This is a genomic window from Clostridium frigidicarnis, assembly GCF_900111985.1.
Lineage (GTDB): Bacteria > Bacillota > Clostridia > Clostridiales > Clostridiaceae > Clostridium_Z > Clostridium_Z frigidicarnis.
Genome location: NZ_FOKI01000063.1, coordinates 1 through 14,246, shown reverse-complemented (window position 1 = coordinate 14,246; position 14,246 = coordinate 1). Strand labels below are relative to the sequence as shown.

13 protein-coding genes and 1 riboswitch are annotated in these 14,246 nt (G+C 27.2%); all 13 genes read left to right on the top strand.

Annotated features, from left to right (window positions below; genetic code table 11):
- Positions 1–709: 709 nt before the first annotated feature.
- Positions 710–2,359 (top strand): GspE/PulE family protein, encoded by a 1,650-nt coding sequence (locus BM119_RS18550; RefSeq protein WP_242948472.1) that lies wholly within the window; start codon positions 710–712, stop codon positions 2,357–2,359.
- A gap of 40 nt (positions 2,360–2,399) precedes the next feature.
- A complete protein-coding gene (locus tag BM119_RS18545) occupies positions 2,400–3,605 on the top strand; it encodes a type II secretion system F family protein (RefSeq protein ID WP_177199507.1) in 1,206 nt (401 codons plus the stop codon).
- Positions 3,606–3,732: 127 nt separating this feature from the next.
- A complete protein-coding gene (locus BM119_RS18540) occupies positions 3,733–4,146 on the top strand; it encodes a type II secretion system protein (protein ID WP_090043200.1) in 414 nt (137 codons plus the stop codon).
- A 388-nt stretch (positions 4,147–4,534) separates the two neighbouring features.
- Positions 4,535–4,927, top strand: coding sequence for a type II secretion system protein (locus BM119_RS18535; protein ID WP_242948471.1), 393 nt, complete (start codon positions 4,535–4,537; stop codon positions 4,925–4,927).
- Between the two features lie 27 nt (positions 4,928–4,954).
- Positions 4,955–5,704: a prepilin peptidase gene (locus BM119_RS18530; protein ID WP_177199506.1), complete on the top strand. Its 750-nt coding sequence runs from the start codon at positions 4,955–4,957 to the stop codon at positions 5,702–5,704.
- Positions 5,705–5,717: 13 nt separating this feature from the next.
- A complete protein-coding gene (pilM, locus tag BM119_RS18525; RefSeq protein WP_177199505.1) occupies positions 5,718–6,749 on the top strand; it encodes a pilus assembly protein PilM in 1,032 nt (343 codons plus the stop codon).
- 2 nt (positions 6,750–6,751) lie between these two features.
- A complete protein-coding gene (locus tag BM119_RS18520; RefSeq protein WP_090043196.1) occupies positions 6,752–7,297 on the top strand; it encodes a PilN domain-containing protein in 546 nt (181 codons plus the stop codon).
- Positions 7,290–7,982: a hypothetical protein gene (locus BM119_RS18515; RefSeq protein WP_090043195.1), complete on the top strand. Its 693-nt coding sequence runs from the start codon at positions 7,290–7,292 to the stop codon at positions 7,980–7,982. The genes BM119_RS18520 and BM119_RS18515 overlap by 8 nt, the downstream gene beginning before the upstream one ends.
- A complete protein-coding gene (locus tag BM119_RS18510; protein WP_177199504.1) occupies positions 7,957–8,463 on the top strand; it encodes a prepilin-type N-terminal cleavage/methylation domain-containing protein in 507 nt (168 codons plus the stop codon). Before BM119_RS18515 ends, BM119_RS18510 begins: the two co-directional genes overlap by 26 nt.
- Before the next feature lie 5 nt (positions 8,464–8,468).
- On the top strand, positions 8,469–9,758 hold the full coding sequence (locus BM119_RS18505) for a type II secretion system protein (protein WP_177199503.1): 1,290 nt from the start codon (positions 8,469–8,471) through the stop codon (positions 9,756–9,758).
- A gap of 12 nt (positions 9,759–9,770) precedes the next feature.
- The gene (locus BM119_RS18500) at positions 9,771–10,214 is read left to right on the top strand and encodes a hypothetical protein (protein ID WP_090043192.1); all 444 of its coding nucleotides are present in this window, start codon (positions 9,771–9,773) and stop codon (positions 10,212–10,214) included.
- Between the two features lie 267 nt (positions 10,215–10,481).
- A riboswitch (purine riboswitch) is annotated at positions 10,482–10,579 on the top strand.
- 155 nt (positions 10,580–10,734) lie between these two features.
- Complete coding sequence (gene guaB / locus BM119_RS18495) at positions 10,735–12,186, top strand: IMP dehydrogenase (RefSeq protein ID WP_090043191.1); 1,452 nt, start codon at positions 10,735–10,737, stop codon at positions 12,184–12,186.
- A 45-nt stretch (positions 12,187–12,231) separates the two neighbouring features.
- A complete protein-coding gene (gene guaA, locus BM119_RS18490) occupies positions 12,232–13,764 on the top strand; it encodes a glutamine-hydrolyzing GMP synthase (protein ID WP_090043190.1) in 1,533 nt (510 codons plus the stop codon).
- Positions 13,765–14,246 lie beyond the last annotated feature (482 nt).

Here is a 14,246-nt window from a genome sequence, read left to right as displayed (position 1 = left end):
CAGGAATGGGAATGGACGGAATGTATTAAAAATTTATTAAAATAGATTTAAAAAGGTAGAAGTATTTTATACTTCTACCTTTTTTACTTTATATGATATTATAAAATTTCAAATCTGTGGATAACTTTGATAACTATTAAAATATATAGATTTTTTAGTTGATAATTGAAGGTTGAGAGTTCAGAGTGAAGGATAAATCTTCTTAGGAAGATTTTAAAACCTAAACTTTCAACTTTCCACTCTCAACCTTCAACTTTATATTTAGGAAGTCCGTGACTTTCAACAATAATCGTCAATCGTCAATTCTCAATTGTCAATGAAAAAAGGGCGTAGCCTTTTGTTCTTCTCTAATAAATTTTTAAAGGCAAATTTTTGAATAACTTTGAGAAGCACTTTATATAGTTAAAAGTTGAAAACTTTAATGAGTGACAAGTTATGAGTTACAAGTGAAAGTTGAGGATAAATCTTCTTAGGAAGATTTTAAAACTTAAAAAATACAATTAAAGAAAATCTGTGATTTTCAACATCAATTTGTCACTTGTCACTAATAACAATAGCGTAGCTACTTTCCATATAAGTTTTAATTTTTATACAAAAAAAAGTGCATATTATTGGTAAAATAAACTAAAAAGTGTATAATTAAAAGTATATGACATTGGGGGTGAGAATTGATTTGAATAAAGTTGAAAATAGAAAAAAGTTAGGGGACATGTTGGTTGAACTTGGATATATAGAGTATGACCAATTAAATGTTGCACTTAAAAAACAAAAAATAACAGGAAAACGTTTGGGAGAAATTTTTATAGAAGAAAAATTAATAAGTGAGAATGATCTTTTAGGCTTGTTAGAAGTTCAGCTTGGATTTCAAAGAGTATACATTGATATGATAAATGTAGATATGAATGCAGTTACATCTATACCAGAAGGATTAGCAAGAAAGTATAATTTACTCCCATTAAAATTTAGGGATAATGAATTAATTGTTGTTATGAATGATCCTCTCAATATAATAGCTGAGGAAGATGTTTCTATAGCATCAGGTTATAAAGTTAAGATAGCATTGTCTCCAAAAGAAGAAATAAGAAATGCCATATCAAAATATTATTCAGAAGATTATATGAAAAAAACAGCAGAGGAGTTAAAAACAAATTATAAAGAAATAATTGAAAATGAGGATTTAACAGAAGAAGAAATGAAAAATACACCTGCTGTAAAACTAATAGATACAATAATTGAAAATGCAGTTAGAAACAAGGCAAGTGATATTCATATAGAACCATTTGTAGATAAAATAACGATAAGATATAGAGTAGATGGTCAATTAAAAAAACAGTTTGATTCTCCTAAAGAACCACTAGGAACAATGATTACAAGAATAAAAATATTAGGAGCTATGGATATTGCAGAAAAAAGAATTCCACAGGATGGGAGAATATTTATAAATATTGATGGAAAAGAGATGGATCTTAGAGTATCAATTTTACCAACAGTTAATGGAGAAAAAGTTGTAATAAGAATATTAGATAGAACTTCATTTGTTTTAGATAAATATTCATTGGGATTTACTGAAGAAGACTTAAAAAAAGTTAATTCAATAATAAATAAACCCTATGGAATAATATTAGTTACAGGTCCTACTGGTAGTGGCAAAACTACAACATTATATTCAATTATGAAAGATTTAAATAAGGAAATTAGTAACATAATTACAATAGAAGATCCTGTTGAATATACAATGGATGGGATAAATCAAGTGAATGTGAATGTAAAGGCTGGATTAACATTTGCAAATGGGCTTAGATCAATATTAAGACAAGATCCAGATATAATAATGATCGGAGAAATACGGGATGAAGAAACAGCTGAAATCGCTATAAGATCAGCTATAACAGGGCATTTGGTTTTAAGTACATTACACACAAATGATGCTCCTTCTTCTATTGTAAGGTTGATAGATATGGGAATTGCGCCATATCTATTGGCAAGCTCGTTAACAGGAATTATATCTCAAAGATTAGTAAGAAAAATATGTACAAGTTGTTGCGAATCATATGAAGCAAATGACTATGAAAAGAGTATTATGGGTATAGATAAAGATAAGGATATTTATCTTAAAAAAGGTAAAGGCTGTATAAAATGTAGTGGTACAGGATACAAAGGTAGAATGGGAATTTATGAAATTATAAATATAGATAAAGATTTAAGAGAAGTTATATATAAATCCTCAAACTTAGAGGATATAAAGAAATGTGCCATAAATAGTGGGATGAAAACTTTATTTAATAGCACAAAACAAGCTGTATTAAGAGGAGATACTACTTTAGAAGAATTAATGAGAATAACCTTATTAAATGAATAAGGCACATTCATTTTCTTTCATGTGCCCAAAGGAGTTAAATATGCCTAGTTATATATATGAAGCAAAATCTATAAGTGGAAATATAATAAAAGGAAAATTAGATGCTGAAGATAAAAATATGGTAACTACAATATTGAGAAGTAAGAATTATTATCCTATAAAAATAGATGAAGAGGGTAAGTATCAAGATTTAACTTTTGAATCTTTTAGAAAGATACCTTATAAGGATTTTGCAATGTTTTGTAGGCAATTATACTTTACGTTATCTTCAGGAATACCAATGCTTAGGGCAATAAACATTATAAAAAGTCAGACTGAGAATAAAAAATTAAAGAAGATATTAGATGAAGTTTATGATGAATTGCAAAAGGGAAAAAGTTTGGCGGAGGCATTAAAGACTAAGAATGAAATACCTTATATATTAGTAGCAATGATAGAAGTTGGGGAGTCCTCTGGAAACTTAGAGGGTATAATGAGTGATTTAGCGGAGTATTATGAAAAACAGCATAAGCAACGTCAGAAAATAAAAAGTATAACAGCATACCCTAAATTTCTAATTTGCTTTGCAATAGTTATATTAACTGGGCTGATTACATTTGTTATTCCTAAATTTGTTAATGATCTTTTATCTGGTGGAGGTAAATTGCCATTACCTACTAAAATAATTTTGAATATAAGTAATTTTTTATCAAACTATATGGTAATTATTTTGTGTTTTATCATATTAATAGTATTAATAAAGAAACTTATAATTAATAAAAATGAAAATTATAAGTACAAAAGAGATAAATTTAAATGTAATGCAATAATTATTGGTGATGTACATGAAAAGGTTATAACATCAAGATTTGCAAGAACTTTTGGCACCCTTGTAAGTGGTGGTATGGGGATAATACAAGCCTTAGAGATAAGTTCCAATGCATTAGATAATTTGTATAAAAAAGATCTTTTAATTAAAAGTAAGGATCTTATAGGTAAGGGGAATCCTATAGGGGAATCTTTAGAAATCAATAAAACTTTTCCATTAATGTTAACTCAAATGGTAAAGGTCGGTGAGGAAACAGGTAAACTAGATGATATTTTAAGAAAAACATCAGAGTTTTATGACAATGAAGCTGACTATGCACTTCAAAAGCTTACATCACTTATAGAACCAACTTTAATTATAATACTAGCTATTGTTGTTGGTTTTGTAATGTTTTCTATGGTGCTTCCAATGTTTGAAATCGTAAATACCATAAGATAGAGATCAATTAGAAATAAGAGCTTTATGCTTTTATATAAGGCACATTCAAAAAAATAATAGACCAGTATGCTTGTCTATTACTTTCTTTCATGTGCCTAAAACTATAAATTAGGAGGTATATATTAATATGAAATTAAAATCTAAAAAGAAAAAAGGGTTCACTCTTATTGAGTTAGTTGCCGTAGTAGCAATACTAGCAATACTAGCAGCAGTTCTAGTACCATCAGTTGGTGGATATATCACAAGAAGCAGAAAAGCAGCTGTAATTACTCAGTGTAGAGAATTTGTTAATGCGGTAGAAACTTATGACTTAACGGCTAAAGCTAAAATAGAAAAAACTAAAAAAGTGAGCGACTTAGTAGGTGATGGTAAAGTTTTAACTAATGCTGATTTATTAACAGATACAAAATTAGATAAAATACAAGAAATCACTATAGAAAAGGCAAGAGAGATAAATGCAGATGATGGAGCTTTAGATAAGATTAAAATAAATAAGGATACTCATATATTTGAATCTTATGCAAAAATAGATAATAAATAAAAATAATAGGTAAAATACAAATTCTTAATTTATATAAGTAAGTTACAGGTAAGGGAAGAGTAACAAATGAAAAATTACAAGTTTTAGGCATTAAGAATTGAGAATTAAAGATACTTTTAACTTTGTTAAAACCTAATAATCAACCATTAGACTAAAGTATATAACATTTAGAGTATGGAAGACTTATTCTATAGTTAACTTGTCACTTTATAAGTTTTCAAATTTTATAAGGAGAAAACTTATAAAATAGAGAATGTAGAAGGAGATTCAATGGTATGATTTTTACTCTTTAATTCTCAACTCTCAATTCAAAAATGGGGGGAGATTAATCATTAAAAGCTTAAGTACACTAAATAAAGATAAAAAGGGATTTACGCTTATAGAATTGGTGGCGGTTGTAGCTATATTGGCTATATTGGTGGCAATATTAGTTCCTAGTGTTAATGGTTATATAGTGAGAAGTAAAAAGGTAGCTATAATAAATCAATCAAGAAATCTATTAAATGCAATTGAAACTTATAATCTTACAGCAAGTGATAAGGTTAAATTTGATGATGAAACAACTGTAAGAGAGTTTGCTGAAAGTGATATTGTTACCAAAGTATTTATAGACAATGGATTCATAGATATAGATAGAAATAAAGATCTGGATAAAATTCTTGAAGCAACTTTATCACAAATCAAAGAAATTAATGAAGATAAAGATGGGGATATCTTGGATAGAATAGTATTAAATAATGGGTCAAATTATAAAGATTTTATTAAATTAAAGGAAAAGTAAAATAGTATGTTAAAGGAGGAAAGGAATTTGAGTTTTATAGTATTTTTATTTGGTATTATATTGGGTAGTTTTTTTAATGTATGTATATATAGGATACCAAAAGGAGAAAATATAGCTTTTCCTCCTTCACATTGTGCTAAATGTGAAAAAGAACTTAAGTGGTATGATTTGTTTCCAATTATAAGTTATATATTTTTAAGAGGAAAATGTAGATATTGTAAAGATAAAATTAGTATAAGGTATCCAGTAGTTGAGTTATTAACAGGATTAGTATATGTAATACTGTTTTATAAATTTGGATTGACTATAGATTTTTTTAAATATGTAGTGTTATTTTCATTTTTAATAATAGCTGGATTTATAGATTTTGATACTATGGAGGTTTATTTTTCATTATCACTAGTAGGATTAGCTGGAGGAGTGATTTTCTCAATAGTTTCAATTATAAAAGGAGCTTTAGTTAAAGATATAGTTGTAAGTATGGCTATACCATTAATTATATTTGGAATGCTTATATTTTTTACAAGAAAAATAAAAGGTATAGGAACAGGGGATTTAGAAATTTTAATAATCATTTCTCTCTATGTTAGTTGTAAAATGATTATTGCTACAATAATGTTTTCTATTGTTATGGGGGGAATTGTATCAATAATATTAATATTAAATGGAAAAAGAAAAATACATATACCCTTTGTTCCATTTATAGCACTTGGGACTTTTGGTGCAGTAATGTATGGTGATGAAATTATAAATTGGTATTTAAATTTATTCATGTAAGGAAGTGGATTTGGTGCTTCAATTAAATAAAGATATTATTGGGCTAGAAATTAAAGATGAATATATAAATATAATTTGTGGAAATAAAAATCATATTAAGTATGATAATAGTCTTAAAATAAATCCAAATTGGTGCAATGAAGGTAGAGTATTGAATGAAGAAGAAATAATTAATAAGATTAATTCATGTTTAAAAGAAAATAAAATAAAATGCAATAGAGTATCTTATGTTATACAGGGTTCAGATATAGTAACAAGGTATATAGAGTTACCTATAATGAAAGAGGAGGCATTAAGAGAATCAGTATACTTTGAGTTTGGTCAATTTATAAAAGATTTAGATTTGTATTATATGGATTATGAGGTAATAGAAAGGATCAATTTAAAGGATAAAAAAGTCATTAAGATATTATTAGTTGCGTGTCCTAAAAATAAAATAGATTCATTAGTTACATTAAGTAATAAATTAAATCTAAAGCTTAAGGATATAGACATATTATCAAATTGTATATCAAGAGTTATAAGACATAGTAATGTATTTGATAAGAATGTAGAGAATGTAGGTATATTTTACTTAGGATATAAAAATTCTAATTTTTTTATAATGGAAAAAGGTTTTTTACATGTTGAAAGATTTTTGCCATTTGGAGTATTTAATATCTTAAGAGAGGTTGAAAGAAAAAAATCTATAAACTTTGAAGAAGAAACTTCAGAGTTTAGTGAAATAATAGGTTGTATTAGTTTGGCTCAACTCTTTGATGAATATCCTAGAATTAAGGATAGCATAGATAATATTATAGAATCTACAAATAAAATAATTCAGTTTTATACAAATGGTCAGTCTAAAAGGATGGTGGATAAAATAATAATATTATCTCAATTTAACATGTACCATGATGTTGAGGAATATATAAATAATGCTTATGAAACCCCATGTAGAATAATAAAAGAGGAAAAAGAGCTAGGAATAAAAATAAAAAATAAGAATAGTGATAACTTTTCAACATTAATATCTACTTATGGGCTATTTTTAAGAGGTAAATAAATATGAGAAAAGAATTAAATTTAAATCCTAAAAGTTTAGATAAGGCTATAACTAAAGGTAACATAAATAATACTATAAAAATATCATGCATAGTACTATCTTTATTTATGATTCTAATATATGTGGTGATAAAAATAACTAGCTTAGTCACTATAGAAAACACTAATAATATATCAGAAAAACTAAAACTAGAGGGACAAACTATTAATGAAAATGAAACATTAAAAAAACAGATATCTAATATGGAAGGATTTTTAGAAAAAATGAATTTTATCAAAGATAAAACTATTAAGACTTCAGAAATATTTTCAAATATAAGTCCTTTAATGCCTCAAGACTTAAAGTTCACAAACATTAGTTTAGTAAATAAGGAAATAAGTATAATAGGGGAAACAACAAATTATAATTCAATAGCAGAACTATTGGCCAATCTTCAAACTTCTAAAAACTATAAAACATCTAATATAACATCCGTTACTTACAATAAATCCAGTAACAGTTATAATTTTAATCTTGTAATAGAGGCGGTGAGTATAGCCGATGAATAAAGAAATGTTTAAACTAAATTCTATTACTAAAAAAGATAAAATAATTTTAGTTTCAACTGTAGCATTTCTTGTACTGATTGGATATGTGAAATTTATATTTTTACCTAATTTAAGTAGTTTACTTAAAAATAAAGAAGAATACAGCAAAGTATATAATCAATATAATAAGATAAATTTATATAAGATAGAAAATGAAAAACTTAAAATTAAATTGGATGATATCTCTACTGAATATAAAGAAAAAATAACAGGATTACCAAATACACCTGATATGGCGAGAGCAATATGTGATTTGAAGGTGTTAGGAGACAGAAGTGGAGTTGAAATAGAAAATTTAAATAGTATCCAAGAAAATAATAAAGAGTCAAATGAATTAATAAATAGAGATGGTAATTTAGTTGATAAAAATAATAATATTAATGAAGAGAAAAAAACAAATAATTTAGGTGTTGTAAGCAAATCTTTAAATATAAATGTATCAGGGTCATATTTAAATATACTATCATTCATAAAAGAAATAGAAAGTTATAATAGAATATCAGAAGTATCAAATGTAATGATTTCCAAAAATAATGATTTGTTAAGTTGTAATTTAAGTGTCAATTTCTATTATTTAAATAGTGAAGAGGGAGAGAAGTATGATTTCAATACAGGAAGCTATGGAAAAGAAGATTTGTTTAATTAAACATGGTTTTACATTAGTTGAAGTTATAGCCGCTATTGCAATTCTTTCTATAATATTTGTATCAATAAGTTCTTTTATGCTTTTTAGTGTAAAGATGGAGTCAAATAGTAATTCAAAAGTAAATAAATTATCTTTAGTAAAATCATCAATGGAGGTTTTAAATTCCAGCGATGATGACTCACTTTTAAATAAATATACAAATGGAATTTCATATGTTTACTTTGATGACTTAGAAGAGCTTAAAAATGAAATGCTTAATAAGAATAAAAATAAGTTTAAAGATATATCATCAAATACGGCAAAGGAAAACAATAAGGAAAATAAGAAATATAGTATAGCTTTAAATGTAAAAAAAGATACTACTAAGACAGAAGGAATAGATGGTAAAGATGTTAGTCTATATTTTATAAAAGCTGAAATATGGGATTTATCTTACGACCAAGATAATGCCATTATTAAAGAAACGTATATTAGTAGGTGATGAGAGTGAAAAAACCAAAACCAGGATTCACATTGATTGAGTTAATGGCAGTTATAGTAATTGTATGTGTAATGATTTTAATAGGAAGCAGTATATTATTTCAATGTTTAAAGATTAATAAAAAAACTGATAATAATACTATTATGGAAAACAAGTATAGAGCAATAATATCAAATGTTGAAAAAGATGTTAAGAGTTCAGATTTAGTTGAAGTATATAATAATGGAAAGAAAATAGAAGTAGTAGATATAGGGGTAGCTGAGGAACTGTTATATTTCAAGGAAAAAGAGAGTGAAAAAATATCCTGCATGTATGTGTTAACTCAAAAAGATAATGATAGTTTAAAAGAATTGCACCTATTAAGAATTAAGGATAAAAATTTAAATAAGGATAAAATATCTAATATAGAAGAGGACAAGCTTGTAGAAGATTCTATATCAGATATGAAGATAACAAAAAGTAATGATTTAGAAAAATTAATAGATGTGAAAGTTAATTTGAAAAGAATGAATGATACAAGGTATTATTCATCATCTATAAGTAAATCTAATTTTGTATTTAAAGATGAAATTAAAGATGAAAACAATACGGGTGATTTTTTAGATATGACTATAAATTATACATTAAATATATTAAGTGATAAAAATTTAGATAATAATAGTGTCTTTAATGTAACACCAAGGGGAGATTATCTTACATTTTCTTCAAGTGAATTTATATGGGAAAATGGAGAACAAAAATTATATGATGTAAAATTAAAAAATAATGTAGGTAATGATGTTCATATGAATAATGCAACAATATATGCTCAAGGAAAGATAAAAGAATATGTTGATATATTAGATTATAAATATCCAAATGAATTTAGAGATAAAAAACCGATTAAGGGACCTAATTTAACTTTTGATTATGGTAAATATATAATCTCATATGTAAATCCATTTGCAATTATAAGAAATAATTCAATGTATAATCCATATAAATTAATAGCTGAAGATGGGAAAGGTGTTGGCATATCAGTAAATACTGGAGGCAATAAGTTAGTGATATTAATAAATGGGGATTTATTTATTAATAGTAATGAACACTTAGATAGTGCATATATATATTGCACAGGAAAAATCATTATAGATACAACAGGCAGCATATCTATAACAAATAGCAATTTAATAGCAAATAAGGGTATATTTATTAACAATGTTAGCTCATTAAATATAGTTGGGAATGGTTACAGGCATAATACATTTACTAGGGAAGAAGTGGAAAATATAATAAAAAAATATATGAAAAAATAAGTGGGTGAAAATATGAGTGTTAAAGATAAAAAAAGTGGAGCAATACTAGCATGGGTATTAGGGATATTTGCAGTACTATTTATAATTTGTACACTTGTAGGTTCAGCTATAATTAGTACATCAAGATTTAATGAAAGTTATAATGATACAAATGATATGGATAATGCAATAAATTCTGCAATAAATATTGGGGTATATTACTATAAATGTGAAAATGGAATTAAAGAAGAATTAAATAAAGAAGAAAAAATTTTAATTAATGTGAAACCTGAATACATCAATAAGTTTATAAGTAAAACAGATACTATTAATAAATTTGATTATTTAGTTACCCTTGAAAATACATCTAATGATACTATTACAATAAATGCAAAGATAAAAAATGAAAGTAATACAAAAACGAAAAATAGACAAGGTAAAATAAAAAAAGTTGTTGTATCTGAAAGCTTTAATTGAATATATAATACGAAGGAGAGAATGTGAATTCTCTCCTTTGTTTTGGCAATATATAAAATGATAAATTATTACTAATTGTAGATAAGGCACATTCAAAAAAATAACAAGTCAGTATGCTAGTCTATTTTCTTTCATGTGCCTAAATAAGACTTTTTTTTAATAGTTAAAAAATTTCTGATTATACATTGACATAACCAAAAAAAATTAATACAATAGTATAAACAAGAAAGACGATGACAAAAAATCTTTCATAACGGAATGAAAATGAAATAAATATTGCATTTTACTCGTATATACCCTGAATATGGCAGGGAGTATCTACCGGGAACCTAAAATTCCTGACTATGAGTGAATTTAGTTTGTTATACACATCTTTGGTACAACATATTAACTTCACTTATAGTCAGTGGATTAGTATGTTTTTTTATTATAAGGCACATTCAAAAAATAACAAGTCAGTATGCTAGTCTATTTTCTTTCATGTGCCTAATAATTTTTATTTATCAAGGAGGAATATATTATGGCTAAAATAATAAAGACTGCTTATACATTTGATGATGTTTTACTAGTACCTAACAAATCAGAAATATTACCAAGAGAAGTTAGTTTAAAAACTCAATTAACTAAAACAATAAGTTTAAACACTCCAGTAATAAGTGCAGGAATGGATACAGTTACTGAATCTAAGATGGCAATAGCTATGGCTAGAGAAGGTGGACTAGGAATAATACACAAGAATATGAGTATAGAAGAACAGGCTAGTGAAGTTGATAGAGTAAAAAGACAAGAAAATGGAGTAATTACAAATCCATTTTACTTACATCCAGAAAATCTAATACAAGATGCATTAGATTTAATGAGAAAGTATAGAATATCTGGAGTTCCTATAACTGTTGAAGGAAAATTAGTTGGAATACTTACTAATAGAGATATAGTTTATGAAACAGATTATAGCAAAAAAATTGAGAATGTTATGACTAAGAAAAACCTAATAACAGGTAAGGAAGGTACAACCTTAGAAGAAGCAAAGGAAATATTAAAAAAACATAAAATAGAAAAGCTTCCTTTGGTAGATAATAATAATAACTTAATTGGTTTAATAACAGTTAAAGATATTGAGAAAGCTAGAATATTCCCTATGTCAGCTAGGGATGAACAAGGAAGACTATTATGTGGAGCTGCAGTTGGGGTAACTCAAGACATGGTTGAAAGAATTGATGCTTTAGTTAAAGCAAATGTTGATGTTATAACTATAGATACAGCACACGGTCACTCAAGAGGAGTTTTAGAAGCTGTTAAAAATATAAAAAAAATATATCCAAAACTTCAAATAATTGCAGGAAATGTTGCTACAGCCGAAGCAACTAGAGATTTAATAGAAGCAGGAGCTGATTGTGTTAAAGTTGGTATAGGACCAGGATCAATATGTACAACTAGAATTGTTGCAGGGGTTGGAGTACCTCAACTTACAGCTGTTATGGATTGTGCAGAAGAAGGAAGAAAACATGGAGTACCAGTTATAGCTGATGGTGGAATAAAATATTCAGGAGATATAGTTAAATCTTTAGCAGCAGGTGCAAGTGCTGCAATGATGGGATCTTTATTTGCAGGATGTGAGGAAGCTCCAGGAGAATTAGAAATATACCAAGGAAGAAGTTATAAGGTTTATAGAGGAATGGGTTCCTTAGGAGCTATGGCTTGTGGAAGTAAGGATAGATATTTCCAAGAAGGAAATAAAAAACTAGTTCCAGAAGGTGTTGAAGGTAGAATTGCATATAAAGGATATATTGCAGATACAATATATCAATTATGTGGTGGTATAAGATCAGGAATGGGATATTTGGGTTCAAAAACATTAGAGGATTTATATAATACTGCAACATTTGTAGTTCAAACATCAGCAGGATTGAGGGAAAGTCATCCCCATGATATAAATATTACAAAAGAAGCACCTAATTATAGTGTAAAATAGTAATAGTAAAAGACTAAAGTTAATTTATATTTAAGGAGAGAAAGTATGAATAGAGATTTAGTATTAGTTATAGATTTTGGTGGACAATACAATCAATTAATAGCTAGAAGAGTAAGGGAATGTGGGATATATTGCGAAATAGTACCTTATTCATATAGTTTAGAAAGAATAAAAGGGAAAAATCCAAAAGGAATAATTTTCACTGGTGGACCTAATTCTGTTTATGGAGAAAATGCACCAAAATTAGATTCAGAAATATTCTCAATGGGAGTTCCTATACTTGGAATATGTTATGGAGATCAATTAATGGCCTATAATCTTGGTGGAGAAGTAAAATCAGCAGAAATAAGAGAGTATGGAAAAACTGAAATAAATTTAGATACTACAAGTTTATTGTTTAAAGACATTAAAAACATAGATGAATGTTTTATGAGCCATACTGACTATATATCAAAGGCTCCGAATGGATTCAAGATAATAGCTCATACTGACAAATGTCCAATAGCAGCTATGTGCAATGAAGAACAAAACTTATATGGTGTTCAGTTCCATCCAGAAGTTGAGCATACTTTATTTGGAAAGAAAATGCTTGAAAACTTCTTATATGAAGTTTGTAAATTAGAAAAGGTATGGACTATGGCTTCTTTTGCAGAAGATAAGATAAATGAGATAAAAAATGTCGTTGGAAAGAAAAAGTTAATATGTGCTTTATCTGGTGGAGTAGATTCTTCAGTAGCAGCAGTTTTAGTTCATAAAGCTGTTGGTAAGCAATTAACTTGTATATTTGTTGACCATGGTCTTTTAAGAAAAGATGAAGGGGATCAAGTAGAGAAAATATTTAAAGAACAATTTGAAATGAATTTAATAAGAGTAAATGCTCAAGATAGATTTTTAGGAAAATTAAAGGGCGTTTCAGATCCAGAGAAGAAAAGAAAGATAATTGGAGAAGAATTCATAAGAGTATTTGAAGAAGAAGCAAATAAATTAGGAGATATAGACTTTTTAGTACAAGGAACTATATATCCAGATGTTGTTGAGAGTGGAACAGATACTTCAGCAGTAATAAAGAGTCATCATAACGTTGGTGGACTTCCAGAAGATATGAAGTTTAAACTAATAGAACCTTTAAGAGAGTTGTTTAAAGATGAAGTTAGAGCTGTTGGTGAGGAACTTGGAATACCTCATAAGTTAGTATGGAGACAGCCATTCCCAGGACCAGGACTTGCAATAAGAGTACTTGGAGAAGTTAATGAAGAAAAACTTGCAATAACAAGAGAAGCAGATGCAATATTTAGAGACGAAATAGCTATTGCAGGACTTGACGAGAAAATATGGCAGTATTTTGCATGTTTACCAAACATACAATCAGTTGGAGTTATGGGAGATGAAAGAACATATTGTCATACAATAGCATTAAGAGCAGTAACATCTTCAGATGGAATGACTTCTAACTGGGCACAGATACCTTACGAAGTATTAGATAAGGCATCAAGAAGAATAGTAAATGAAGTTCAAGGTGTTAATAGAATTGTCTATGATATAACATCTAAGCCACCAGCAACTATTGAGTGGGAATAAAAAATATATAACTGAAAAAGTTTAAAATGGAGAATGAAAGTTGAGAGTTATAGTGTATATATTATAACTAAACTTTCATTCTCCATTTTTTACTTTATAGGATATTATAAAATTTCGAATCTGTGGATAACTTTGGTAACTATTAAAATATATAGATTTTTTAGTTGAAAACTTTAATGAGTGAAAAATTACAAGTGGCAAGTTGCAAGAGTTTAAGAAATTGACAATTGACGATTGACAATTCAAGGATAAATCTTCTAAGGAAGATTTTAAAATTTAAAAAATATAATTTAGAGAAAATCTGTGATTTTCAACCTGAACTTTCAACTTTCCACTCTCAACAATAATCGTCAATTGTCAATTAAAAAAAGAGCTCAGCCTTTTGTTCTTATAAATTCCTTAAACTCTTGAAACTTTTAACAGGGTGTTGTAATTCATAGTCACTATAACGTTTACAAGAGGCGAGATATCTGTTATAATAA